Annotated in this window: 22 protein-coding genes; 11 read left to right on the top strand and 11 right to left on the bottom strand. The window is 75.0% G+C overall.

Features of this window, described 5'->3' with window-relative positions; genetic code table 11:
• Positions 1-2: 2 nt before the first annotated feature.
• Complete coding sequence (locus tag ACGFS9_RS02215) at positions 3-404, top strand: hypothetical protein (RefSeq protein WP_393249872.1); 402 nt, start codon at positions 3-5, stop codon at positions 402-404.
• 76 nt (positions 405-480) lie between these two features.
• On the opposite strand, the gene ACGFS9_RS02220 is transcribed toward ACGFS9_RS02215, so the two are convergent.
• The 4 genes from ACGFS9_RS02220 to ACGFS9_RS02235 all read right to left on the bottom strand — a co-directional run bounded on the left by ACGFS9_RS02220 (position 481) and on the right by ACGFS9_RS02235 (position 4536).
• The gene (locus ACGFS9_RS02220; RefSeq protein WP_393249874.1) at positions 481-1068 is read right to left on the bottom strand and encodes a hypothetical protein; all 588 of its coding nucleotides are present in this window, start codon (positions 1066-1068) and stop codon (positions 481-483) included.
• A 34-nt stretch (positions 1069-1102) separates the two neighbouring features.
• Positions 1103-2503: a PTS transporter subunit EIIC gene (locus ACGFS9_RS02225; RefSeq protein WP_393249876.1), complete on the bottom strand. Its 1401-nt coding sequence runs from the start codon at positions 2501-2503 to the stop codon at positions 1103-1105.
• A gap of 16 nt (positions 2504-2519) precedes the next feature.
• Positions 2520-3455 (bottom strand): N-acetylmuramic acid 6-phosphate etherase, encoded by a 936-nt coding sequence (gene murQ / locus ACGFS9_RS02230; RefSeq protein ID WP_393249878.1) that lies wholly within the window; start codon positions 3453-3455, stop codon positions 2520-2522.
• A gap of 160 nt (positions 3456-3615) precedes the next feature.
• A complete protein-coding gene (locus tag ACGFS9_RS02235; protein ID WP_393249880.1) occupies positions 3616-4536 on the bottom strand; it encodes a MurR/RpiR family transcriptional regulator in 921 nt (306 codons plus the stop codon).
• A 57-nt stretch (positions 4537-4593) separates the two neighbouring features.
• On the opposite strand from ACGFS9_RS02235, the gene ACGFS9_RS02240 reads away from it, so the two are divergent.
• Positions 4594-4986, top strand: a complete 393-nt coding sequence (locus tag ACGFS9_RS02240) for a hypothetical protein (protein WP_393249882.1) — start codon at positions 4594-4596, stop codon at positions 4984-4986.
• Positions 4983-5249: a DUF4031 domain-containing protein gene (locus ACGFS9_RS02245; protein WP_393249884.1), complete on the top strand. Its 267-nt coding sequence runs from the start codon at positions 4983-4985 to the stop codon at positions 5247-5249. Before ACGFS9_RS02240 ends, ACGFS9_RS02245 begins: the two co-directional genes overlap by 4 nt.
• A 63-nt stretch (positions 5250-5312) precedes the next feature.
• Here ACGFS9_RS02245 and ACGFS9_RS02250 read toward each other — a convergent pair whose 3' ends face one another.
• The 3 genes from ACGFS9_RS02250 to ACGFS9_RS02260 form a co-directional block, all read right to left on the bottom strand.
• Positions 5313-6416 (bottom strand): GNAT family N-acetyltransferase, encoded by a 1104-nt coding sequence (locus tag ACGFS9_RS02250; protein ID WP_393249886.1) that lies wholly within the window; start codon positions 6414-6416, stop codon positions 5313-5315.
• 20 nt (positions 6417-6436) lie between these two features.
• Positions 6437-7645, bottom strand: coding sequence for a Cmx/CmrA family chloramphenicol efflux MFS transporter (locus ACGFS9_RS02255; RefSeq protein ID WP_393250501.1), 1209 nt, complete (start codon positions 7643-7645; stop codon positions 6437-6439).
• Positions 7646-7847: 202 nt separating this feature from the next.
• Positions 7848-8573, bottom strand: a complete 726-nt coding sequence (locus ACGFS9_RS02260) for a hypothetical protein (protein WP_393249888.1) — start codon at positions 8571-8573, stop codon at positions 7848-7850.
• Positions 8574-8621: 48 nt separating this feature from the next.
• On the opposite strand from ACGFS9_RS02260, the gene ACGFS9_RS02265 reads away from it, so the two are divergent.
• Positions 8622-9299 carry a maleylpyruvate isomerase family mycothiol-dependent enzyme gene (locus tag ACGFS9_RS02265; RefSeq protein WP_393249890.1) on the top strand — a complete coding sequence of 226 codons (678 nt, stop codon included), beginning with the start codon at positions 8622-8624 and terminating at the stop codon, positions 9297-9299.
• Positions 9300-9473: 174 nt separating this feature from the next.
• The gene (locus ACGFS9_RS02270) at positions 9474-10196 is read left to right on the top strand and encodes a copper homeostasis protein CutC (RefSeq protein ID WP_393249892.1); all 723 of its coding nucleotides are present in this window, start codon (positions 9474-9476) and stop codon (positions 10194-10196) included.
• Between the two features lie 409 nt (positions 10197-10605).
• Here the strand turns inward: ACGFS9_RS02270 and ACGFS9_RS02275 are convergent, their stop codons facing one another.
• Positions 10606-12573: a HelD family protein gene (locus tag ACGFS9_RS02275; protein ID WP_393250503.1), complete on the bottom strand. Its 1968-nt coding sequence runs from the start codon at positions 12571-12573 to the stop codon at positions 10606-10608.
• A 558-nt stretch (positions 12574-13131) separates the two neighbouring features.
• On the opposite strand from ACGFS9_RS02275, the gene ACGFS9_RS02280 reads away from it, so the two are divergent.
• A complete protein-coding gene (locus tag ACGFS9_RS02280; protein WP_393249894.1) occupies positions 13132-13326 on the top strand; it encodes a hypothetical protein in 195 nt (64 codons plus the stop codon).
• Positions 13327-13470: 144 nt separating this feature from the next.
• Here ACGFS9_RS02280 and ACGFS9_RS02285 read toward each other — a convergent pair whose 3' ends face one another.
• Positions 13471-15120, bottom strand: a complete 1650-nt coding sequence (locus tag ACGFS9_RS02285; protein WP_393249896.1) for a DNA repair helicase XPB — start codon at positions 15118-15120, stop codon at positions 13471-13473.
• Between the two features lie 231 nt (positions 15121-15351).
• Between ACGFS9_RS02285 and ACGFS9_RS02290 the strand changes: the two genes are divergently transcribed.
• Entirely contained in the window at positions 15352-16656 is a 1305-nt protein-coding gene (locus ACGFS9_RS02290) for an ATP/GTP-binding protein (RefSeq protein WP_393249898.1), read from the top strand.
• Between the two features lie 21 nt (positions 16657-16677).
• Positions 16678-17304, top strand: coding sequence for an RloB family protein (locus ACGFS9_RS02295; protein WP_393249900.1), 627 nt, complete (start codon positions 16678-16680; stop codon positions 17302-17304).
• Positions 17305-17399: 95 nt separating this feature from the next.
• Here the strand turns inward: ACGFS9_RS02295 and ACGFS9_RS02300 are convergent, their stop codons facing one another.
• The gene (locus ACGFS9_RS02300; protein WP_393249902.1) at positions 17400-19952 is read right to left on the bottom strand and encodes a helicase-associated domain-containing protein; all 2553 of its coding nucleotides are present in this window, start codon (positions 19950-19952) and stop codon (positions 17400-17402) included.
• Between the two features lie 163 nt (positions 19953-20115).
• Here ACGFS9_RS02300 and ACGFS9_RS02305 point away from each other — a divergent pair, with 163 nt between their 5' ends.
• Positions 20116-21237 carry a hypothetical protein gene (locus tag ACGFS9_RS02305; RefSeq protein WP_393249904.1) on the top strand — a complete coding sequence of 374 codons (1122 nt, stop codon included), beginning with the start codon at positions 20116-20118 and terminating at the stop codon, positions 21235-21237.
• A 702-nt stretch (positions 21238-21939) separates the two neighbouring features.
• Positions 21940-22563, top strand: a complete 624-nt coding sequence (locus ACGFS9_RS02310; RefSeq protein WP_393249906.1) for an HAD family hydrolase — start codon at positions 21940-21942, stop codon at positions 22561-22563.
• 211 nt (positions 22564-22774) lie between these two features.
• Here the strand turns inward: ACGFS9_RS02310 and ACGFS9_RS02315 are convergent, their stop codons facing one another.
• On the bottom strand, positions 22775-23035 hold the full coding sequence (locus ACGFS9_RS02315; protein WP_393249908.1) for a hypothetical protein: 261 nt from the start codon (positions 23033-23035) through the stop codon (positions 22775-22777).
• A 199-nt stretch (positions 23036-23234) separates the two neighbouring features.
• On the opposite strand from ACGFS9_RS02315, the gene ACGFS9_RS02320 reads away from it, so the two are divergent.
• Complete coding sequence (locus ACGFS9_RS02320; RefSeq protein ID WP_393249910.1) at positions 23235-23618, top strand: cold-shock protein; 384 nt, start codon at positions 23235-23237, stop codon at positions 23616-23618.
• Positions 23619-23694: the final 76 nt, after the last annotated feature.

Consider the following 23694-nt stretch of genomic DNA (forward strand, 5'->3'; position numbering starts at 1 on the left):
CGATGGAGATGACGCCGGGTACACGGGTGCGCCCGACGGAGGAGATCGTGGCGGAGTTGCGGGCGGCGCTGGCCGGCGTCGGCGTGGTGCTGCCGTCGCTGCGGGTCGATCCGGTGACCGGCGCGAGCGACGAGCCGTTCGCCCTGGTGGCGCTCGGCCGCTGCAACGTCGTCACCGCGGGGCGCCTGACCGCCGTGCTGCGCGGCTGCGTCGAGTACGCCGTCGACGTGCGGGACGGGCGGCTCGGCCGGGTGGCGGGGGAGCGGGACGGACGCGTGCGGCTGCGACCGCCGGGCGGCGGGCGGGCGTGGGACTGCCCGCCGGAGGCGCTCGGGGAGCCGTCTCCCGGGGACCTGCTGCGGGCCCGGGTGCGCCGGCTGAACGCGGAGGCGCGCATGCCGTGACACGTGGCCCGCGACGCGGGGAACGCGGTGGACGACGGGAGCCGGGCCGGGCGCCCGCGCCGCCGCGCCGGTCCTGCTAGAGGTTCCCCATCGGCTCGATGTCCACCTTCACCGGCGTGCCCCAGATGCGGAGCACCTCGTAGTCGGTGAACTCGTGGACGAGGCGGTAGGCCATGCCGGGGCGGGGGGTGCGGCGCTCCGCGGCGAGGTAGCGCTCGGCCTCGTGCCGGTCGCGGCGCGGGGTGCCGCACAGGTGCCACTCCTGGCCGGTCCACACCTCCGGGAGCCAGCGCTGCTGCGGCTGGGGCCGGTCGCCGCGCACCCCGTAGCGGGACATGGCGCGGTCGGGAAGCTCGTCCGGGGCGGGCGTCCGGCCGCGCGTGTACGCGTCGTTGACCTCGGTGCGGCGGGCGGCGCGGCGGCGGGTCTCGCAGAGCAGGCAGCGGTCGGGGGCGCTCTCGTCCACCGGGCCGTTGGGGTGCTCCGCGCAGCGCGTGGTCGGCGCCGCCGTCGCGACCGTCTCCTCCAGCAGGTCCAGCGCCCGCCGGAGGTCCGCCTTGACCTCGTGCAGCCGGGAGTCGGGGGTGTCGGCGCTCAGGGCGTCGCCGTGCTCCCCGAGCACCCGCAGGGCGCGCCCGAGGGCGGTCAGCTGTGCGTGGTTCATGCCCCCAGCGTCGCACGCGCGGCCGGCACCGCGGCTACACGACGGCCGCCTCCGGGTCCCGGACGGAGCTCCGGCCGTCCAGCCCGAAGACGTACGTCGCCGCGAACCCCACCGCGTACCCGGTCAACAGGCCGCCCGCGTAGATCGCCGCGGTGGTGCCGAGGCCGCGGTTGCCGGACAGCAGGGGGAACAGGGCCCAGCCCGAGGGGCCGATCGCGGTCGAGCCGACGCGGTCGCCGAGCATCGAGAACAACCCGATGAAGGCGCCGCCCGCCGCGCCGCCCGCGCAGGCGGTGAGGAAGGGGCGGCCGAGGGGGAGCGAGACCCCGTAGATGAGGGGTTCGCCGACGCCGAGGAGGCCGGCGGGGAGCGCCGAGCGGATCGTCGTGCGCAGCGAGGCGTCGTGCCGCAGCCGGACGTACACGGCGAGCGCGGCGCCGACCTGGCCCGCGCCGGCCATGGCGAGGACGGGCAGCAGGACGGTGTATCCCTGCTGCTCGATGAGGGTGGTGTGGAGGGGGATGAGCGCCTGGTGCAGGCCGAGCATCACCAGGGGCAGGAACAGCGCGCCGAGGACGAGCCCGGCGAACGCGCCGGTGGTGGAGAGCAGCCAGGTGGCGGCCGTCCCGATGGCCGAGGACAGCGCGCCGGCCACGTACATCAGCGCGTACAGCGTCACCAGGCCGGTCACCAGCACGGTGAGGGTCGGGGTGAGCAGGACGTCCAGGGCCGGCGGGACCCGGCGGCGGCACCACTTCTCCACGCGGGTGCCGAGCAGGGCGGCGGCCAGTGCGCCGAGGACGCCGCCCTGGCCGGGGGCGAGCGTCGTGCCGAAGACGGTCACCTCGGCGACTCCGGCGTAGACGACGACCGCCGCCACCGCGCCGCCCAGGACCGGTGTGCCGCCGAACTCCTTCGCCGTGTTGTGGCCGACGAAGACGGTGATCAGCGCCATGAAGCCGCCGGAGATCGCGGCGAGGGCGGGCGTGATGCCCGGCAGTGCGCCGAGGTTGACCAGCAGGCCGTTCAGACCCGCGATCACCCCGCAGCCGACCAGCGCCGGGATCAGCGGGACGAAGACGTCGGCGATCCGGCGCAGCAGCAGCTTCAGGGGTGTGGCGTTGCGCCGGGCCCGGTCGGCCCGCAGTTCGGCGCCGCGCAGCGCGAGGCGTTCGGCCGTGGGCGCCAGCAGGGCCTCGAACTCCGGGGTCACCCGGGCGACGGTGCCGGGGCCCAGCACGATCTGGTAGGCGGTGTCGTCCGCGACGACGCCGAGGACGGCGGGCAGCGCCCGCAGGGCGTCCTCGTCGACCAGGGTCCGGTCCCGCAGGACCAGCCGCAGCCGGGTCATGCAGTGGGCGACGCTGAGGACGTTCGCGGGACCGCCCACGAGGGGCAGGATCGCGGCTGCTGTGGTGGAGTCCGGTGTGCGCACCCCCCGAGCGTGCTCGTCAGCCGGACGCCTTCGCCAGCGCGGCACGCAGATGGCCGCGGCTCTCCTCCAGAAGGCGGGCGGCGGTCGGCCCGTCCACGCCGCCGAGGATGGCCAGGACGGCGTTCTTCACCTCGCCGTCGGTGGCGGCGAGCGCCCGCTCGATCTCGTCGTCCGCGGCGCCGGTGGCGAGCGCGACGATCCGCCGGGAGCGGGCCCGCAGCTTCTCGTTCGAGGCCCGCACGTCCACCATCAGGTTCCCGTAGGTCTTGCCGAGGCGGATCATCGTGATCGTCGACAGCATGTTGAGCACCAGTTTCTGCGCGGTGCCGGACTTCAGCCGGGTCGATCCGGTGAGCAGCTCCGGGCCGACGACGACCTCGATGCCGTGGTCGGCCGCGGCGGCGAGCGGGCTGTGCGCGTTGCACGACAGGCCGACCGTCAGCGCGCCGCGTGAGCGGGCGTGCTCGACCGCGGCCACCGCGTACGGCGTGCGGCCGGAGGCGGAGACGCCGACCACCGTGTCGTCGGCGGCGACCGCGAGCGCCTCCAGGTCGGCCGCGGCCAGTTCGCGGGAGTCCTCCGCGCCCTCGATGGAGGTGGACAGGGCGGTGGGCCCGCCCGCGATCACTCCGACGACGCGGGCCGGATCGGTGTTGAAGGTGGGCGGGCACTCGGAGGCGTCGAGGACCCCGAGCCGGCCGGCGGTGCCGGCTCCGGCGTAGACGAGGCGCCCGCCGCGGGCCATGCGCTCCGCGATGCCGTCGATGGCGACGGCGATCAGCGGGAGCTGGGCGGCGACGGCCGTCGGTACCGTCGTGTCCTCCCGGTTCATCAGCCGGGCGATCTCCAGGGTGGGCAGCCGGTCGATCTCGGACAGCTCCGGGCGGAACGCCTCGGTGGTCAGCGTCTCCAGCTCTGCTCGCAGGTCACCGTGGTCGGACGTGAAGGTCATGGGGCAAGCGGCTCTTTCCGGTGAGGTGTCGTACCGCGCCCGGGAAGGGGCGCGGCCGGGGCGGCCCGCGGCCTCGCCGCACGGGCCCCGTCAGGCCGTGCGCGATCCGCGGTCGCCCCGCTGAATCAAGTCCCCCGGTTTGTGTGGTCCCGCGCCGCGGCTATCGGCCGCCGCGCGGTGTGTGGCGGTGCGCCAGCGCCTCGTAGGAGGCGGCCAGCGCGGGCGCCGCCGTCTCGTAGGTGCGCTGGGCGACCCCCACGAACAGGCAGTCCACGACGAGCAGCTGGCTGGTGCGGGACGACATGGCCGCCGGGCGCAGCTCGCTCTCGCGGGCGGTGGAGGTGGTGAGGATGTGGTCGGCGTACTGCGTGACCGGTCCGCCGGGCCGCCCGGTGATCGCGACGGTCGTCGCCCCGTGCTCGAAGGCCACCCGCAGCGGTTCTATGACGTCGCCGGTGGAGCCGGAGTGCGTGATGGCGATCGCCACGTCCTTGGCGCGCAGCTGCACGGCGCCCGTCACCGCGAGGTGCGGGTCGCTGTGCGCGTTGGCTATGAGCCCGATCCGCATGAGCTTCTGGAACAGGTCCTGCGCGACCAGGGCGGAGGCGCCGACGCCGTAGATGTCGACGCGGCGGGCGGCGGCGATGGCCGCGACGGCGGCGCCGAGCTGCGCGGTGTCGAGCGAGGCGGCGGTGTCGGCGAGGGTCTGCTGCTCGTCGTAGGCGAGCTTGGCGACGACGTCGGCGATGGGATCGTCCACGGCGATGTCGGCGGTGACGGCGGGCGCCCGGCCCGACTGCTGCTGGGCGGCGAGCCCGGCGAGCGCCAGGCGCAGGTCCCGGTAGCCGGGGTAGCCCAGGAGGCGGGCCGTGCGGACGACCGTCGCCTCGCTGGTGCCGGTCAGTTCGGCGAGCCCGGTGACGGTGAGGGCCGCGCAGCCGGCCGGGTCGCCGGCGACGGCCTCGGCGACCCGCTGCATGGAGCGGGTCATCGAGGGAGCGAGGGTGCGCACCTTGGCCGCGAGGGCGGCGGGGGCGGGAGGCGCCTCACTCGCGAAAATTTCCTTCACGTCATGGGTCACGTGATGAAAGATATTTTCCTTTGGGGCATACGGTCAAGGGTGCGCACAATGGGGGACATGAACCCCGGCGACGACCCCCTCAGCCCTCTGGAACAGGCCCTGCACGCGGCACGCGCCCGCGTTCTCGCCGACCTCGTCGCGGGCCGGGTCGCCGAGGCCGACGTCGTCTCGCTCGTCGAGGAGTCGGTGGCGCAGCGCCGCTGGTGGGTCGAGCAGTGGCCGGAGGGCGCCGCGTTCGTCGCCGGACTGGTCGCCCAGGACGTCCAGGACGCGCTCCTGGAGCGGCACGGCCGCTGGCCGCTGTGCCCGGTCTGCGGCAGCGGCGACCCGCACGCCCTGGAGGTCGCGCCCGAACTGGGGCCCGACCCGCACTGGGTGTGCCACCAGGCCGGCGTGAAGGTGTCCCCGGTGGGCTCCCTGAACACCGCGTTCGGCGTGCCGAACGCGTGACCGTCTACATCGACCCGCCCACCTGGCCGGGCCACGGCCGGGTCTGGTCCCACCTCGTCAGCGACGTCTCCTACGCGGAACTGCACGCGTTCGCCGCCGCCCTGGGCGCCCCCCGCCGGGCCTTCGAGCGCGACCACTACGACATCCCCTCGCACCGCTACGCCGCCGCGGTGGCCGCCGGCGCGGTCGAGGTCAGCAGCCGCGAGGTGGTGCGGCTGCTGCACGGGGCGGGACTGCGGCGGCGCAAGCGCGCGGCGGGCTGACCCGGCGCCCGGACGGCCGTGCGGTATCCCGGCCGGCCCGCACCGGTGACCCGCCCGGCGTCCTCAGCGCCCGCGGGCGTACAGGCGCAACGACGGCTCCAGGTCGTGGTGTTCGTGGGCCGTGCGCTCCTCCTCCGCGCTCACCCGGGTGAAGCCGGCCCGCGCGATCACGCGCTGGGAGGGGGCGTTGTCCCGCTCGATGGCGGCGAACAGGAGCTTCACGTCGTCGCGGGCCAGCGCGTGCTCCGCGAGGGCGCGCAGCGCCTCGGTCGCGTACCCCCGGCCGCGGGCGGTCTCCGCGAGGTCGTAGCCGACCTCGGCGCGCCCCTCCTCGTCGGGCACGCCGTGGAAGCCGATCGCCCCGACCGCCAGCCCGTCCTCGCGCCGCACGAGCACGAACATGCCCCACTCGGGCCGGTGCGTCCCCGCCTCGTACGCCTTCACCACCATGCCCGCGGCGTCCCGGGTGCCCTCGAAGGGGCCGCCCTCGATCCACGCGAAGCCGCCGGTGCCGCCCGCCCTCAGGTCGGCGGCGGCGGCCGGGGTGACGCCCTGGAGGGTGAGCCGCTCGGCGCCGATGACCAGGTTGTTGCGCCAGCGCCACTCGGCGACCGGCGCGCGGCCGGGCAGGTCGGCCCGTCCGGTGGCCCACAGCAGAGTGTTCCAGGGGGCGCCCGGTTCGGGCCGGACGTGCGGGAAGATCCGGGTCAGGACCCAGGCGCACAGCTCGGCCGGCGGCCGGTAGGCGAGGCCGAGGCCCTCGGCGATGTCGTGGGTGTGCAGCAGCACCTCGGCGACGCCCATCGCGGCGAACCCCTCGCGGTTCGCGCTGCGGTACGGGTACGGATGGAAGGCCCGCACCTCGCGCGGCGCCGTCCGCACGGCCGCGGCGAGCAGGGCGCCGGTCGCCTCGATCGCGTCGACGACGTCCGCGTTGCCGGTGCCCTCGTCCAGCGCGATGTCGAAGGGCAGGGACGAGGTCGCCCGGCTCGCCAACCGCCCGGCGTAGGCGATGAGATCACTCGCGATGTGCTCGGCGGTGCGCCGGCAGTCCCATTCCAGTCCGCCCGCCGGGACGCCCCTCCAGTCCAGGCCCGCCGCCGGCCGCAGCACGGCGGCGCAGTCCCGGACGGCCGCCTCCACCTGGTCCCCACCCGTGTCTCCCATGCGGCCGAGGATAGGGCGGATCACACCTCGGAGCACACGGGATTCACCGCCGTGCCACCGGTCCCGGCGGGCGGCCGGGGCGGCGTCCGGCGCCGCGGGCGGCGCGAGGCGGCGGCCAGGCCGACGGCGCAGGCCGTCAGGACCGCGCCCGCCCAGGCGGTGGCGCCGTAGCCGAACCCCGCGTCGATGACGGCGCCGCCGAGCCAGGGGCCCGCGGTGTTGCCCAGGTTGAAGGCGGCGGTGGTGGTGGCGCCGGCCAGCGTGGGCGCGGCGGCGGCCACCTCGAACATCCGCGCGTTCAGAGCCGGCGCGGTGGAGAAGCAGGCCACCCCGAGGAGGAAGGTGAGCGGCACCGCCGCGGCGGCGTACCGCCCGAAGGCGGCGAAGGCGACCAGCACCGCGGTGTCCGCCGTCAGCCCGGTGAGCAGGACGCGGAAGGGGTGCGCGTCGGCGAACCGGCCGCCCAGCGCCGTGCCCAGGACCGCCCCCGCCCCGAACAGCGCCAGGACCGCCGGCACCCGGCCGGCGTCGAGGCCCGCGACCTCGGTCAGCAGCGGGGAGAGATAGCCGAACGCGCACAGCATGCCCGCCGCGGAGAGGACGATCGTGCCGACGGCCGCCCACAGCCCGCGCTCCCGGTAGACGCGCAGCTCACCGGCCAGGCGCGGCCGTTCACGCGGCCGGGGGATGGCGGGCACCAGGGTCACGATGCCGACGAGCGCGACCGCGGAGGCCGCGCCGACCGCCCAGAACGCGGCCCGCCAGCCGAGCCCCTCGCCGAGGAACGCCCCCGCGGGCACGCCGAGCACGTTCGCGACCGACAGCCCGCCGATCATCACCGCGAGCGCACGGGCCCGCGACGTCGGCGGGACCGTCGCCACGGCCACCGCCGCGCCGACGGCCCAGAAACCGGCGCAGGCCAGCGCGCTGACGACCCGTGAGGCGAACAGCGCCGCGTAGGTGGGCGCGAGGGCGCCGGCGACCTGTCCGAGGCCGAACACCGCGATCAGCGCGACGAGGGTGGCCCGGCGGGGCAGCCGCAGCGTCGCGACGGCGAGCAGCGGTGCCCCCACGACCATGCCGATCGCGAACGCCGAGATGAGCAGGCCCGCCTGAGGGATCGTCACCCCCAGGTCGGCGGCGACCGGCGGCAGCAGCCCCGCCAGCATGAACTCGCTGGTGCCGAGGGCGAAGACGGACAGGGCGAGGACGTGGACGGACAGCGGCATCCGCGGCCGGGCGGGCGGGGAGGCGGCGGGTGTGTCCGGCTTCAGGGGACCGCGGCGCGCAGACATGCCTCCTTGGTACGGCCCGCCGGTGCCCGCCGTCGAACCCTTTCCGCGCCGTCCCGGATCGTGGACCGCGGGGCCCGCCTCCGTCCGGCGGGCCGAACGGAGGGGCGGTCCGCCGCGCCCCCGGCGGACCGGGACCTCACGGCCCCGTCAGCGCCGCCAGTTCGTCCCCGAGGTTGCGCCGGGCGGGTCCGTTCCACACCCGTTCCCCGTACGACGTCCGGAACAGGCGGGGCAGATCGAGCAGTTGACGCAGCACGGCCGCCCGGCCAGCGCGGAAGGCGCCGTCCGGCACGAAGCCGTACTCCTCGCGGACCGCCGCCGCGTAGGCGGCGTACGCGGCCGGAGGTGACGCGAGGACCGCCAGGTCGGCGTCGCACAGGACGGCGCCGTCGGCGTCGCCGGCGGCGGGATCGTGCGTCACGGTCAGCCGGACCAGCCGGGCGACCTCGGCGGTACGCTCCGCGCCGACGCCCAGTTCGGCCAGCGCCCGCTCGGCCAGCCGCGCGGACCGCTCCTCGTTCTCCGAACGGTCCGGCAGGTACACCGCGTCGTGGAACCAGGCCGCGAGGCGTACCGCGGCCGGGTCCGCGACCCGCTCCCCGTGCGCCACCAGCACGTCGATCCGGTCGAGCACCGCGAGGAGGTGGTCCGTGGTGTGGTACCTGCGCTGCGGCTCCGCCCAGCGGTCCAGCAGGTTCGCCGCGTAGGGCAGGGGATCGGGCTCGGGCCCCGGGCCGCCGGTGCCGGCGCGGGCCGCCCGCACGGTCAGCGCCCAGCGCCGCGTCAGGTCCGCGCGGGCCGGGTGCCCGGTCTCCCGCCCCGCTCTCGTGCCGCCCGGCCGGCGGGCGCTCTCTGCTGCCATGCGCCCATTCTCCTCGCCCCGCGCCGCGTCCCTTCCTACGGTGGACCCATGATTGCTGCAGACGCACACGACGTACGGGACCCGGACCTGCCGGGCCTGCTGCTGCGCACCGAACGCGACGCGCTCGTCCCGCTGCTGCGGGCCACGCCCGAGGAGGACTTCGCGCGGCCGACCGCGGGCTGCCCGCGGTGGACGGTCCGCGACGTGCTCGCGCACTGCTCGGCCGTGCTGGACCGGGTCGTCGACGACCGCCTCGGGCCCGAGGTGTTCAGCCCCGAGTCCAACGACCGGGACATCGCCGAGCGCGGCGACCGGACGACCGGCCGGCTGATCGACGAACTGGAGCGCGGGATGACCGAGGCGGGCGCGGTGATCGCCCGGTCCGGAGGCGCCCTCGACGCCATCGCGCTGGGGGAGTGGGTGCACGCCGGGGACGTGCGCGAGGCCCTCGGCGAACCGGGCGCGTACGAGGGGGCGGGACTGCCGCACGCCCTCGCGCTCCTCGCCCGGATCAGCCGCGAACGCGGGCGGGTGCCGGTGCACGCCGACCTCGACCACCTCGACGACCCGCTGCGCCTGGGCGGGCTCCCCGGCGACCGGCCGCCGGCCCGCTACATCGGCGACGCGGCCACGCTCCTGCGGCTCTGCGCGGGCCGCCCGGTCCCCGACGGGGCCGGGTACGAACTGGTCGGTGCCGAGGCGGCGGAGCTGAACCTGTTCGGATGAGGCGCCCGCGCCGCCGCCCTCCCGCCCGGGGGTGCCGCGGCCCCCGGGCGGACCGGGGAAACCCTCGGCCGCGCCCGGCCGCCCCCCGGCCCGGCGAGACCTTCTCGCGCCCGCACGCCCGCGCGCGTACTCTTTGATTGGACTAGACCTGTAGCCGCCCAAGGAAGAGGTCCGATGAGCGAGCGGAAGAGCGCACTCCTGGAGGTGATCGCCCTCGGCGTGGAGGACGCGGTCGCCGCCCAGGACGGCGGAGCGGACCGGCTGGAGCTGGTCACCGACATGGCCGCCGACGGGCTGACGCCGCCGGTGGAGACCTTCGCCGCGATCCGTGCCTCCGTGGACATCCCGCTGCGCGTGATGCTGCGCCTGACGGACGGCTTCTGCGCAGGCGCCGAGCGGGGCGTGGAGGCGCTCGTCCGGACCGCGGGCGACCTGCGGGCCGCGGGCGCCGACGAGTTCGTGCTCGGCTTCCTGGACCGGCGGGGCGGCCCGGACCTGCCCGCCGTCGAACGGATCGTCGCCGAACTCGACGGCTGCCCCTGGACCTTCCACCGGGCGATCGACCGGGCCGCCGACCGCGACGCGCTGCGCGGGCGGCTCGCCGGACTGCCGGGCCTCGACGCCTACCTCACCGCCGGAGCGGCGACGGGTGTGGACGACGGTCTGCCCACCCTCGTCGCGGAGGCCGGACGCGACGGCGAACCGGGCTACGAGCAGCGCATCATGGTCGGCGGCGGGCTGCGCCTCGACCACCTCCCGCACCTGCTCGCCGCGGGCGTCGACGCCTTCCACATCGGCGGCGCCGCCCGGCCCCTGGGATGGAGCGGGCCGGTCTCCGCCGTCGCGGTCCGCGAGTGGCGCGCCGCCGTCGACGCCCGGGCGCCGCTGCACGCGTAGCCGTACCGGCCGGTGCCTCTCCGGCCCGTCGCCCCGGCCGCCCGGAACCCGGAGGCGCCGCCCCCGACCCCCGCTCCGCGGGCGCGCTCGCCGGGGCCGCCGCTGCACGTGGCCGTCCGGGCCGGGGGTTTGCCCGGGCTTCGGCCCGTGCGGGGCACCGACCGGGCCGCCGCATTCCGGATGCCGCCGGGAGGCCGGGCGCCGTGCCCCCGACCCCCGTTCCGTGGACGTTGCGGCGGGCGCGTTCGCCGGAGGGCGCTGTTGCACGTGGCCGTCCGGGCCGGGGGTTTCCGCGGGCCTTGGCCTGTGCGGGGCATCGCACAGGGCCCCGCTTCCCGGACGCCGCCGGGCGGCCCGCGCCGCTCCCTCCGGGAGCCTCGCCCCCGTCGCCGGACGGGGCCGGGACGGACTAGGCCGCCAGTTCGGGCGGGAGCGCGCCGGTGTGCGTCACGACCAGGCCCGAGACCGCCCGGGTGAGGGAGACGTACAGGCGGCGCAGCCCGGTGCGTCCGTCGGGTTCGCCGTCGACGACGGCCCCCGGTTCGTCCAGGACCACGTAGTCGTACTCCAGGCCCTTGGCCAGCGACGCGGGCACCAGGGTCAGCCGGGTCCGCGCCGTCGTCTCCTCGCCGGGCCCGAGATACGTCCGCCCGGCCGCCTCCAGCGCCTGCGCGAGCACCGGGATCCGGGCGTCCGCGGCGATCAGCCCGATCGAGCCCTCCCGCCCGAGCAGCTCCTCCACCGCGGCGATCACGCCGGAGTCCCCGCTCACCGCGCGGACCTCGAACAGCCCCGGGTTCTCCCGCACCGACGCGACCGGTGCGAGACCCGGCGCGATGTGCGGCAGCAGCCTCGACGCGTAGGTGATGACGTCGGTCGGGACGCGGAAGCCCGCCGTCAGCTGCTCCACGACCGCGTCCGCCTTGCCCAGGTGACCGAGCGCCTCCGCCCAACTCCGCGTCGCCCACGGCGTGGTGCCCTGCGCCAGGTCGCCGAGCACCGTCGCCGATCCGGTCGTGCAGCGCCGGCCCACCGCGCGGTACTGCATCGGCGACAGGTCCTGCGCCTCGTCGAGCACCACGTGGCCCAGCGAGTGCGTGCGCCGCACCAGATCCGTCGCCTCGTCGATCAGCACGGCGTCGGCCGCCGACCACTTCGCCGACTTCACGCTGCGCACCGGCTTCGCCCAGAGGATCTCCCGCTGCTCGGCGGGGTCGAGCAGTCCCTCCGCGTGCGCGGCGAGGAACTCCGCGTCGCCCAGCAGCCGCAGCACCAGCTTGGCCGGATCGACCTGCGGCCAGATCGCCTTGACGGCCGCCTTGACCGCCGCGTTCCGGGCGACGGCGTCCTGCACCCGGTCGTCCGGGGCCTCGCCGGAACGCTCCATCTGCACCAGCACGGCGTGCGCGATGCGCTGCGGAAGGGCCTCGTGCGCGGCGCCGTACCGGATGTCCCGGTCGAGCAACTCCCGCACGATCTCCTCCAGTTCGTACGCGGGCACCCGCCAGCGCCGGGAACCGCGGACCACGGTCACCGGCTCGGTAGGCGGCGTGACGTGCGAGCGGAGGGCCCGGCGCAGCACCTCCGCCATCCGCGCGTCCCCCTTGATCACCGCGGCCGGCGCCGCATCGGTGCCGCGCACCTCGACGTGGGCCACCAGATCGTCGACCGTCGCCTGCCGCACCTCCAGCTCGCCCAGCGCGGGCAGCACCTGCTCGATGTAGTGCAGGAACGAGCGGTTCGGCCCGATCACCAGGGTGCCGGTGCGGGCCAGCCGGTCCCGGTGCGCGTACAGCAGGTACGCCACCCGGTGCAGGCCGACGGCGGTCTTCCCGGTGCCGGGACCGCCCTGCACGCACACCGAGCCGGACAGCCCGGACCGGACGATCTCGTCCTGCTCGGGCTGGATGGTGGCGACGATGTCGCGCATCGGTCCGACGCGCGGGCGCTCGATCTCCTGCTGGAGCAGCTTGCTGGTCGCCGACACCTCGGCGGGGTCGGAGAGGTGCTCGTCCTCGTAGGCGGTGAGGTCGCCGCCGGTGTAGCCGAAGCGGCGGCGCAGCCCGACGTCCATCGGGTCCTTCTTCGAGGCCCGGTAGAACGGCTGCGAGACCGGGGCGCGCCAGTCGATGACCATCGGGTCGCCCTCGGCGTCGTGCACGTGCCGGCGCCCGATGTAGAACCGCTCGCCCTCGGCGCCCTCGGCCCGGTCGGCGCCCGGCGCGTGCAGGTAGTCGAGGCGGCCGAAGAAGAGCGGGGTGTGGCTGAGGTCGGCGAGGGCCTTGATGCGCTCGCCGATCTGCCGGCGCAGCACCTCGGCGTTGACCCAGTTCGCGGTGACGTCGCGGATGTCGAGGCTCTCCGCGTCCTCGCGCATCGCGCGGAGCGCCGAACGGGACAGGCTGAGGTGGGAGCGTTCGCGGGAGAGCGGATCGGCGGCTTCGGACGGGGCGCCGGCCGGGCCGTCGGACAGGGTGGACACGGGAATTTGCCTCCGGGACCTGCTGCGGGAGTGATGCGAGTGGCTCGTGCGGTGCGGTGATCCCCGCGACGCGGGCGGCGGACCTCCGTGGAATCCATGCGCGATTCCGGATGCCGTCCGGTTTCCGGCCGGACGGCGGCACTCCGCGAAAGGGAGGCGGGCAAGAGCGGAGAGTCTAGGTCAGGCACGCGTGCCGGTGCCACCGCGTTTTCTCCGGCCCCGGCCGCCGTACGGCGGAGATGCGCGGTCGGATCGACGGGCCCCGGACCACGTGGCCGGACGCTCCCCGGGCGGGCCGGGGCCCCGTCAGGTCGGGGTCGCACCCGCCGGCCCCTAGGGGCCGGGTCCGCCGCGGGAGGGACGGGGGCCGGCACCGGGGGCGGACCCGGGGGACGCCGAGGTTCGGTCGGAAGACCGACGCCGTTCGGGGGCGGCGGGTCGCACCATGGAGGTATGAGTGCAGCCACGTTCACCCCAGGCCCAGCCCGACCCGGTGCCGCCGCCCGCGGGGCGACGGCCGTCACCTCCGCCCATCGGCGGCACCGCCTCGGCGATGCCCTGCGCGCCGTGAAGGTCTTCGCGGCAGCCGCCGTCGACGTCGTCCTGCTCGGCGAGTACGGCGAGGAGGCGGGCGTCCGCCGTCGCTGAGCCGCTCCCGTCGCCGAACCGCCCGGCCCGCCCGCGCCGAACGGCCGGTGCCCGCCGCCGCGGCGCGACCGCCCGCCCGCCGGGGCCCCCGCCCCCGCCCGCGTCTCCGCCCGGCCGGCGCCGCTCCCGGCCGCCCGCCGGCGGTCAGCTCCCGCTGTCGGTCAGCAGCTCGTCGGCGTCCATGATCCGGTACGCGTAGCCCTGCTCGGCCAGGAACCGCTGCCGGTGCGCGGCGAAGTCCTGGTCGATGGTGTCCCGGGCGACCACCGAGTAGAAGTGGGCCTGGTGACCGTCGGACTTCGGCCGCAGGACGCGTCCCAGCCGCTGCGCCTCCTCCTGGCGGGACCCGAAGGTGCCCGAGACCTGGATGGCCACCGTGGCCTCCGGCAGGTCGATGGAGAAGTTCGCGACCTTCGACACCACGAGCACGCTGATCTCGCCCTGCCGGAAGGCGTCGAACAGCTTCTCCCGCTGCGCGTTGCTGGTCTCGCCCTTGATCACGGGCGCGTCCAGGTGCTCGCCCAGCTCGTCGAGCTGGTCGATGTACTGGCCGATGACCAGGATCTGCTGGCCCGCGAACTTCCGCACCAGCGCCTCCGTCACCTTCCGCTTGGTCGCGGTGGTGGCGCAGAAGCGGTACTTCTCCTCCGTCTCGGCGGTCGCGTACGCGATCCGCTCCGCGTCGGTGAGGTTCACCCGCACCTCGACGCAGTCGGCGGGCGCGATGTAGCCCTGAGCCTCGATCTCCTTCCACGGCGCGTCGAACCGCTTGGGCCCGATGAGCGAGAAGACGTCGGACTCGCGGCCGTCCTCGCGGACCAGGGTCGCGGTCAGCCCGAGCCGGCGCCGGGCCTGGAGGTCGGCGGTGAACTTGAAGACGGGCGCGGGCAGCAGGTGCACCTCGTCGTAGACGATGAGGCCCCAGTCGCGGGAGTCGAAGAGTTCCAGGTGCGGGTAGACACCCTTCCGCCGGGTCGTCAGCACCTGGTAGGTGGCGATGGTGACCGGGCGGATCTCCTTGCGGGTGCCGCTGTACTCGCCGATCTCGTCCTCGGTCAGCGAGGTCCGCTTCACCAGCTCGTGCTTCCACTGCCGGGCGGAGACGGTGTTGGTGACCAGGATGAGCGTGGTGGCCTCGGCCTGCGCCATGGCACCGGCCCCGACGAGGGTCTTGCCCGCGCCGCACGGCAGCACGACGACGCCGGAGCCGCCGTGCCAGAAGTTCTCCACGGCCTGCCGCTGGTACGGGCGCAGCGCCCAGCCGTCCTCCGCGAGGTCGATCGCGTGCGCCTCGCCGTCCACGTAACCGGCGAGGTCCTCGGCCGGCCAGCCGAGCTTCAGCAGGGTCTGCTTGATCTGACCGCGCTCGGAGGGGTGCACGGCGACGGTGTCGGCGTCGATCCGCTTCCCGACGAGCGGCGCCACCCGCTTCGAGCGCAGCACCTCCTCCAGCACCGGCCGGTCGGTGGTGGTCAGCACGAGACCGTGCGCGGGGTGCTTGGAGAGCGTGAGCCGGCCGTAGCGGTCCATCGTCTCGGCGATGTCCACCAGCAGGGCGTGCGGGACGGGATACCGGCTGAACTCGACGAGGGCGTCCACGACCTGCTCGGCGTCGTGCCCTGCGGCCCGGGCGTTCCACAGGCCGAGCGGGGTGACGCGATAGGTGTGGATGTGCTCGGGGGCGCGCTCCAGCTCGGCGAAGGGGGCGATCGCACGGCGGCAGGCGTCGGCCAGCTCGTGGTCGACTTCGAGCAGAAGCGTTTTGTCGGACTGGACGATGAGGGGTCCGTTCACACCCGTCCCTTTCTGCGCGGCGGCACCCGTACAAGGTGGGCAAAGTTTCAGTGTGCCTTATGAAGCGACCGCATCAAGAGCAACCCGTGCTGGCTGTGAGTCGGGTCTCGTCGCGAGCCGGACTCCACGACAGAGTGAACGGCCTAGCAGTTGCGGTCAATCGCTTGTATCGTCAGATTTTGCCGTGTGAGGCGCCTACGTGACAGGTTGAAATGCTTGAGGAGGGTTGCCGTGCTGCTGCGGTTCCAGGTGACCAACCATGCATCCCTGCGGGATGAGCAAGAACTTTCCCTGGTCGCGTCTGACCATCACCCCGAACGGGCGGAGCGTGAGCTAGCAAGCGGAGGCCACCGTGTCGTGCCCGTTGCGGCGATCTACGGGACGAACGCATCGGGCAAGTCCAACCTGATCGACGCGATCCGTTGGATGCGCCAGGCGGTGCTGTCGTCGTTCCGGAGTTGGGAGCCAACTGGAGGTGTTCCCCGCCGCCCCTTCGCGCTGCGACGGGACACGGCGCAGTCGCCCACATCGTTCAGCATCGATTTCGCATTGAACGGGGTCCGTCACGAGTTCGGCTTCTCCGTCGACGACGACCGCGTGACGGAAGAGTGGCTGTACTACTACCCCGAGCGCAAGGCCAATCGGCTGTATGAGCGTAAGGCCGATTCCACCGTAGTGTTCGGTCGGTCCTTGACGGGTCGAAAGAAGATCATCTCCGAACTCCTTCGTCCGAACAGCCTCTACCTGTCCGTCGCGGCCGCGCAAGGACACCCGCAGCTCGGCGAGGTGTACCGATGGTTCCGGACGGGCCTGCGGCTGGCTACGGACGGGAACTTCAGGGCTCGTCTAGACCACACTGTGCAACTCCTTCACGGCGACGAAGAGCAGGGGGAGTCAGCGCCGGTGATGAGGCTGCTCCGATTCGCGGACCTTGGGGTCTCGGGGTTGGAGGTTGAGGAGCCCGACGAGGCAGTTATGGACGACTATCAGCGGGTAACTCAAGCGATGAGAGAAGTCTTGGGAGAGCGGGTGCACGTCGAAGCGCCGGGACTTCATTCGGTGCGCGTCGAGCATCGGACTGCTGAGGGAGTCTTTCCACTGGATCTTCGGGAAGAGTCGAGCGGTACGCGTACGTGGATCGGGCTCATGGGCCCTGTGCTCGCAACCCTCGCCCAGGGGGCGGTGCTCTGCGTCGACGAACTCGACGCTCGCCTCCATCCGTACCTCGTGGATGCCCTCGTCGGTATGTTTCAGTCGCCTGAAGTCAACCGTTCAGGTGCTCAGTTGATCTTCAGCACCCACGAGGCCGCCCTCCTGGGCAGAAACGTGCGGACGGAACTCTTCAGGGATCAGATTTGGTTCACGGAGAAGGACGCCGAGACGCTGGCGACCAGGCTCTTCCCCATGACGGAGTTCCATGTTCGCGATTCTCTGGAGAATCTGGAGAAGCGCTACCTTGCTGGCCGCTACGGAGCGGTACCGAATCTGGACGATGATTTGTTGCGCGAGATTGCCGAGGTAGTCGGAGGGGCGTAGGTGGCGCGTCGGGGGAAGCCGTTGAAGAGGTCGGGTAGCTCGCGCTCGGAGCAGCGCCGGTTTCTGATCTACTGCGAAGGTGCGTGCACAGAGGATCAGTATTTCAAGGGGCTCAAGCAGGAGCTTAAATCGCTGCCGGTGACGATCTGTCTTGGTGGCGATCACGGCGAGCCCAAGTCATTGGTTAGAGCTGCCATCAAGCACAAGGAACGAGCTGCTCGCTCTGCTGCCGACAGACATACCCCCTACGACGAGGTGTGGTGTGTCGTAGATGTCGAGGCCCCGATTGCCCACCCGTCGCTTGATGAGGCCGTGAAACTTGCTCGGGAGGCAGGGATTAGCATAGCCCTGTCAAATCCCTGCTTCGAGCTCTGGCTCCTTCTGCACCTCAGAGGGGTTTCGGCATATCAGACTTCGGCGTCCGTGCAAGCTGCGTTGGAGAAGGCGGCAGACTGTGGCTACACGGTCCAGCGAAAGCACCTGGACTATATGAAGCTGCGTGGCCCGGATGGCGCCCGATATGCGGAGGCGAGACGGCGCGCCGAGAAGCTACGCATGAAGAGCGAGCTGGGCCACCGAACCAATCCCTGGACAGATGTGGACCTACTGGTCGAAGTGCTACGTCAGGACAAGGTACCCCCACGATGACATGGCTTGCGAAGTGGCCTTAGTCGGATCTCGGCCCTACGCCCCCCTCTATTCGGAGGTGATCACCGCCTGCCGCGGCCCGCGGGTCGGCGCCGTCACGGCCGCTCGTCGGCGAGTTCCGCCACTCCCGTCACCCGGTGCAGCGGATAGGTGCGGACCTCGTCGGCCGTGTGGTCGTACGCCGTGACGAAGCCGCCCTCGACCCGGATGGGGGCGATGACGCGCTGGCTGGCGGAGCCCTCGGCGTTGACGTACCCGATCCACAGGGCGTCCCCGGTCAGCACGGCGGCCTGCATCGTGGCGAGGGTGTCCGCGGCGCTGGTGCGCGGCAGCTCGCCGCCCGGTCCGCTCGCGGCCGGGTCGGCCTTGCGGGGCGCCGTCGACGCGAGGTCCCCGGCGCGGATCGCCCGCACCGCCGCGCCCAGCAGCGTCGCGTCCGGCACCGGCGGGCCGTCCGGCACGGGCTCGGGCTCGGCGCGCGGCGGCGTCCGGTGGGCGTGCGCCCGGGTGATCAGCACGTCCCCGTCCGCGGACTCCGCGGCCGGCGCGAAGCCCATCGCCCGCAGCCCCTCCAGCAGAGCCGACGGTTCGGCCTGCGCGGCCAGCACGGTCGGCGCGAGCCGGCGCAGCCGCAGCCCCTGGGACCGCTTGTCGGCGAGGATCTCGCTGAGCATCGCGTCGTCGTCGCAGCGGACGTACGCCGAGGCCGCCCCGATCCGCAGGTGCCCGTGCCGGCGCGCCACGTCGTCGATCAGGTAGGCGAGCGGCTGCGGGACCGGGGTGCGGGAGTGGGCGGTGAGGAAGGCGTGCAGGTCGGACGCCGAGCGCCCGGCGTCCAGGGCCCGGCGTACGGAGCCGGGGGTGAAGCGGTAGACCGTCGCGCCGCCCTTGGACTCCACGTCCGCGAGCACCCCGAGGGTGTCGGCCAGCGGACGCTGCAGCGGGCCGGGCGCGACCGCCGTCAGGTCGGCCTGGAGGAGCACGTGGTCGAGCGGTTCCGGCAGCAGCGGGGCGACCAGCCGGGCCGCCTCCCGCGCCGCGGCGGCCCGCTCGGCGGGGGAGCGGGGCGGCACGGCGTCCGCCACGGGCCGCGCCGGGCCGCCCGGCGCGGCCGAAGGCGCCCGGTCACCGGCCTTGGGCGGCTGTGTCCCCGCTCCGGCGGCCGACGGCGGCGCCCCGAGCAGCGCCCGTCCGGCCGTGGACAGCGCGCCCCGGCCGGTCACCCCGAGCAGCTCCGCCTCGGACAGCGTCCAGCGGGCCAGCCGGGTGCGCAGGTCGTCGGGGGCGGCCCGACCGCCGCGCGGCGGGCGCTCCCAGTACAGCCGGGCCAGCAGGGAGTCCGCGGTGGCCGACGACCCCTCGGGCAGCGTGCCGAGGAGTGTCAGCACCCGGTGCCGCACATCGGGCGCGGCGGACCGGTCCAGGCCCGGCCCGAGCGCCGAGAGCGTCCGGTCCTTCGCGTCCCGTCCCCCCACCAGCCCCGCCGTGCGGGTCGCGGCCAGCCACGCCGAGGCCAGCCGCGCCCACCGCTCGGCGGCGGGCAGCTCCAGCCACTCGTCGTAGGCCGGCGTGGCCGCGTACCGCTCGTCGGCCTCGCCGTCGGACGCCACCAGCCCCGCGGCGTGGGCGAGTTCCACCCAGAACGCGGCGACGGGCTCGGCGACGTCGAGGGCCACCGCCGTCCGCTTCAGGTCCCGCACGCTCAGCCCGCCGGCCCGCAGCACCGCGGGACCGCCCTCGTGCCAGTCCTTGAGCAGTTCCTCGACGGTCGCCAGCGTCGTGTACGCCTGGCCGGCCGCCGCGGCGTCCACCACCTGCGGACGGTGGGCGGTCGCAGCCTCGACGGCGGGCGCGACGGGCTCGGTGACGCGGTGCGCGCGGCCCGCCCGCAGGTGCAGGGCCGCCTCCCGGGGCAGGACGACCGTGCCCGGCGCGGTCGGCAGCAGCAGCCCCCGGTCCATCAGCCAACGCAGGTGGTCCGCCGGGTCCGCCGTCACCTGCCCGTACGGCGGCCCCCACACCAGCCGCGACAGCACCTCGACGGCCTCGGCGGGCGCCTCGTCGAGCAGCGCCGACATCCGCTCCCGGTCGGAGAACAGCCCGCTCAGCGACGCCACCGCCGACACCGCGTCGTGCGTCGTCGCGAGGCCCGCCGCCGCCACGATCTCCTGGACGCGCCCCGGCGACATGCCGGTCGTGGCCTCGGCGACGGTGGGCCCGAGGCCCGTCGGGGACGGATGCCGGGGCGTGGGGGCGAGCAGCTCGCGGGCCGTCCGCACCAGCCGCAGCCGGTCGTCGCCGCCCCAGACGAGGGCCTGCTCGCGCAGCGTCGCGAGCGCGTGCGGACAGGCGGCCGTCACCGCCGGGTCGGCGTCGTCGCCCGCGAGCAGCCCGAGCAGTTCGCCGTAGGCGGCGGGTTCGGGGGCCACCGCCAGCGCCTCCGCCGTCTGGAGCGCGAACCGGTCCAGCCGTTCCAGGGCGCGCACGACCGACGCCCGGGTCCCCGCCCGGGTGGCGAGCTGGGTGAGATCCGTGGGGACGGGCGTGATCAGGTCGGGGCGGGAGCGCAGCAGGGCGGACAGCGACGCGTCGTCCCGCGCCCGGAGTGCTTCCGCCAGGGACCGCGGCGCGGTCGTCTCGGGGCTCATCCTGTCAACGGTAGCGGGTGGCTCGTCCCGCGGGCCCGGCGCTGCGTCCCGGCGCGTACCCGGCGAGGGTGCGCGCGGCCGGACGGGCCCGCTCCCGGGCACCGGAAAACCGGTACGGTCGTCCCCACGGGGTATCCGACGCACCCGCCCCGGAGGGGACTTCGTGGGGATCGAGAGCGACCAGCTGGTCTTCGACTACCTGAGCCGGGTCGGCGACCTGGCCCAGCAACGGCAGTTGCCGTCCGCGACCCGGATGCGCCTGGTCACGGAGTTGCGCGGCGAGATCGACCGCGGCCGGGCCCAGGGCGCCGCGGACAGTCCCGCCGCCGTCCGGCGCCTGCTGGAGCGGCTGGGCACGCCGGACGCCGTCGTCTCGGCGGCCGGCGCGGGCGGGACGGGACCCGGACGGTCCCCGGGCCCCGGCGACCTCCCCGGGCCCGGCCCCGGCGCGGCCGGCGGCCCCCGGCCCGCCGCCCCCTCTCCGAGCGCCGACGCCCCGCAGGACCGTCCCCGGGGACTGCGCCGGGTCGTCCCCCGCCCGCGTCCCGCCGAGCCCGGCCCCGCCGGGGACGCCGACGTCCCGTCGCCGCCCCACCTGGCCGGTGCCTACGAACTGGGCGACGTGACCCGGCCGGACTGGTGGCGTGTCACGGGCAGCCCCTTCGGCCTCGACGACAGCGTCCCCGGTTTCACCGGCGGGGTGGAGATCCCCGAACTCCTCAGGCCGCCGCCCGCCCGGACCGGCCCCGCGGACGCGTCGGCGAAGCCGGCCGCGGGGGTGACCGGGCCCGCCGGCGGGACGGACGGCGCCGGCGGCAAGGAGACGGCCCCGGCCGGCCTCCGCGGCGGGCTCCGGGCCCGGTTCCGCACGCGGGGCCGGGCCGGTGCGGCAACGCCGGGCGCCCCGGCGGTCGTCGCCCCCGTCGTGGTCCGCCGCACCCGCCTCGGCTCCTTCGCCCAGCCGCTCCTGCTGCTCGCCGCCGCCCTGCTGGTCGCCGGCGCCGTGCTGGGCAACTGGTTCGCGCTCGGTCTCGGCTGGCTGATCGCCTACGGCTCGCGCCGGCTCACCCCCGCGCAGTCGAAGTGGGCGGTCCTGGTGCTGCCCGGACTCGCGGTCTCGGCCGGTGCCGTCTGGATCTGGGGCCGGCAGGACGGCCGCTGGGGGGAGCCCGTCGCCGCCGGACACATGAGCGACGCGATGGCCGAGACCTGGCCCTGGGTCGTCCGGGGCGCCGCCGTCGCCTCCGCGCTGTACCTGCTCTGGCGCTCCCGCCGCCACCCCTGACCCCGCCCGGCCCCCGCACCCGCCGGCCCCGGGACCCGCCCCCGCCGAGCCCGGCCCCCGCACCCGCCGGCCCCGGGACCCGCCCCCGCTGAGCCCGGCCGGGGTCCTGCCCCCGGGTCGGCCCGGGAACCGCCCGGCTGGGCCCGGTCGGCCAGGGGCCTGCTCCGCCGGCCAAGGACCGGCTCCCGCTGGGCCCGGTCGGCGGGGGACCCGCCGCCTCTCAGCCGGCCTGGGACCTGCGCTGCTGAGCCCTGCCGGGCCTGGGACCTGCGCTGCTGAGCCCTGCCGGGCCTGGGACCTGCGCTGCTGAGCCCTGCCGGGCCTGGGACCCGCCAGCCATTGACCCGGGATCGGCGCCCGGTTGGCCCGGGATCTGCCCGGCTGGGCCCGGTCGCCCCGGCACCCGCTCCCGCTCGGCTCGGGACATGCCCGACTGGACCTTAGGTCAGCCCGGGACCCTCCCTGCTGGGCCAGGGGCCGGCTCCCGCTGGACCCGGTTGGCGCGGGATCCGCCGTCCCCGGGGCGTCGGCCCGGGGACCGCCCCGGCTGAGCCCGGCCCGGGCTGGGCTCCGTGCCGGGCGCGCGCCGCCGGAAGCGTAGGGCCGGCCCACCGGCGGAGGGCCCGCCGCCCGCCTCGGGGCAGTGGCAGGGGCGCGTCCGTGCACCGGGCCGCGGACCCGGCGGGAGAGGGCCCGGGCACAATGGCGCCCATGACTGCCCCCGCGCTGACCGTCGGTTTCGACCTCGACATGACCTTGATCGACTCCCGGCCCGGTATCCACGCCTGCTACACCGCGCTCGCCGCCCGCACGGGCACGTACGTCGACGCCGACCTCGTCGTGACCCGGCTGGGCCCGCCGCTGGAGGAGGAGCTGGCCCACTGGTTCCCCGCCGACGACGTCGCGAAGACCGCCGACCTCTACCGCGAGATGTATCCGGCGCACGCCATCACCGGCACGCTCGCCCTGCCCGGCGCGCGCGAGGCCGTCGAGGCCGTGCGGGCCGCAGGCGGGCGCTCGGTCGTCGTCACCGCCAAGTGGGAGCCCAACGCCCGGCTGCACCTGGACCACCTGGGCATCGCGGCGGACGACCTCGTCGGCGACCTGTGGGCCGAGCGGAAGGCGGTCGCGCTGCGCGAGCACGGCGCGAGCGTCTACGTCGGCGACCACACCGGCGACGTGCGCGGCGCGCGTGCGGCCGGGGCGTACGCGGTGGCGGTGGCGACCGGTCCGTGCGACGCCGCGCAGTTGCGGGCCGCCGGCGCGGACGTCGTCCTCGCCGACCTCACCGCGTTCCCGGCCTGGCTGGAGAACCACCGCCGGTGACCTGACCGGGCGGGTTCACCGGCGCGCGGCGTCCGGCACCGCGCCGCGCCGTCGCGTCACCCGAGGAGATCCCGTGCGCGGGCGACGCTCCGCCGTGCGGTGCACCGCACCGGACGCCGCGAGCCGTCCTGGCGAACCTTTCCGGCCACGGCACCTGGGATCGCCGGCCCGCCCGGAGCGGCACGCCCCCGGCGGCCGGGGCGCCCCGCGCTCAGCCGCGGGCGGCGCTCGCGGCGCGCGCCCGGCGGCGGCCCGCCGCGACGGACCGCAGCACGCCGCCGGCGGCCAGCAGGAAACCGACCCCCATGAGCATGCTCAACCCGAACATGTAGGTCGGGAAAGGACGCGTGCCGAGAAACAGCGGTGCCACGGTGACCAGTGTGGCCACGGCTCCGATGAAGAACACGATGGCACCGGCACGGATCAGCCGGTCGCCGGCTTCGCGGGAATTCGCTTGGGTTTTGTCACGCACCCGACCAGGGTAGTTCCCTGCCCGGAGGAACAGTCCGGCGACGTCTTGTCACCGGCCGCCGGACCACTAGCCTTGGTGGCGGCGGGTCGCGCGACCCGCCGCAGTGCTATCCGGGGCCGATTCACAGGGCGGTTGCCCCTGCAACGACCCGAGCAGTTTCCCGAGCAGTTCCCGACGAGTACGAGGACGAGGACAGACGGTGCCAACGGGCAAGGTCAAATGGTTCAACAGCGAGAAGGGCTTCGGCTTCCTCTCCCGTGACGACGGCGGCGACGTCTTCGTCCATTCCTCGGTCCTGCCCGCCGGCGTCGAAGCCCTCAAGCCGGGCCAGCGTGTGGAGTTCGGAGTCGTCGCCGGCCAGCGGGGGGACCAGGCGCTGTCGGTGACGCTCCTCGACCCGGCGCCCTCGGTCGCCGCGGCCCAGCGCCGCAAGCCCGACGAACTGGCCTCCATCGTCCAGGACCTGACGACCCTCCTGGAGAACATCACGCCGATGCTGGAGAAGGGCCGCTACCCCGACAAGGCCTCGGGCCACAAGATCGCGGGTCTGCTGCGCGCGGTCGCCGACCAGCTCGACGTCTGAGCCGGGAGGCACGAGGCGTTCGGCGTCCCCGCCCCGGAGCCCGCGCCCCTCGCGGGCCCGGGCCGGCCGCCCCCGG

The organism is Streptomyces sp. NPDC048566, assembly GCF_043199735.1.
In the GTDB taxonomy this organism is placed as follows: domain Bacteria; phylum Actinomycetota; class Actinomycetes; order Streptomycetales; family Streptomycetaceae; genus Streptomyces.

Coding starts and splice junctions, on each gene's coding strand:
- ACGFS9_RS02310 (WP_393249906.1), top strand. CDS start 21,940: ATGGCGCCCATGACTGCCCCCGCGCTGACCGTCGGTTTCGACCTCGAC.
- ACGFS9_RS02270 (WP_393249892.1), top strand. CDS start 9,474: ATGAGCGAGCGGAAGAGCGCACTCCTGGAGGTGATCGCCCTCGGCGTG.
- ACGFS9_RS02265 (WP_393249890.1), top strand. CDS start 8,622: ATGATTGCTGCAGACGCACACGACGTACGGGACCCGGACCTGCCGGGC.
- ACGFS9_RS02220 (WP_393249874.1), bottom strand. CDS start 1,068: ATGAACCACGCACAGCTGACCGCCCTCGGGCGCGCCCTGCGGGTGCTC.
- ACGFS9_RS02300 (WP_393249902.1), bottom strand. CDS start 19,952: ATGAGCCCCGAGACGACCGCGCCGCGGTCCCTGGCGGAAGCACTCCGG.
- murQ (WP_393249878.1), bottom strand. CDS start 3,455: ATGACCTTCACGTCCGACCACGGTGACCTGCGAGCAGAGCTGGAGACG.
- ACGFS9_RS02275 (WP_393250503.1), bottom strand. CDS start 12,573: ATGCGCGAGGACGCGGAGAGCCTCGACATCCGCGACGTCACCGCGAAC.
- ACGFS9_RS02260 (WP_393249888.1), bottom strand. CDS start 8,573: ATGGCAGCAGAGAGCGCCCGCCGGCCGGGCGGCACGAGAGCGGGGCGG.
- ACGFS9_RS02255 (WP_393250501.1), bottom strand. CDS start 7,645: ATGCCGCTGTCCGTCCACGTCCTCGCCCTGTCCGTCTTCGCCCTCGGC.
- ACGFS9_RS02240 (WP_393249882.1), top strand. CDS start 4,594: ATGAACCCCGGCGACGACCCCCTCAGCCCTCTGGAACAGGCCCTGCAC.
- ACGFS9_RS02215 (WP_393249872.1), top strand. CDS start 3: ATGGAGATGACGCCGGGTACACGGGTGCGCCCGACGGAGGAGATCGTG.
- ACGFS9_RS02250 (WP_393249886.1), bottom strand. CDS start 6,416: ATGGGAGACACGGGTGGGGACCAGGTGGAGGCGGCCGTCCGGGACTGC.
- ACGFS9_RS02280 (WP_393249894.1), top strand. CDS start 13,132: ATGAGTGCAGCCACGTTCACCCCAGGCCCAGCCCGACCCGGTGCCGCC.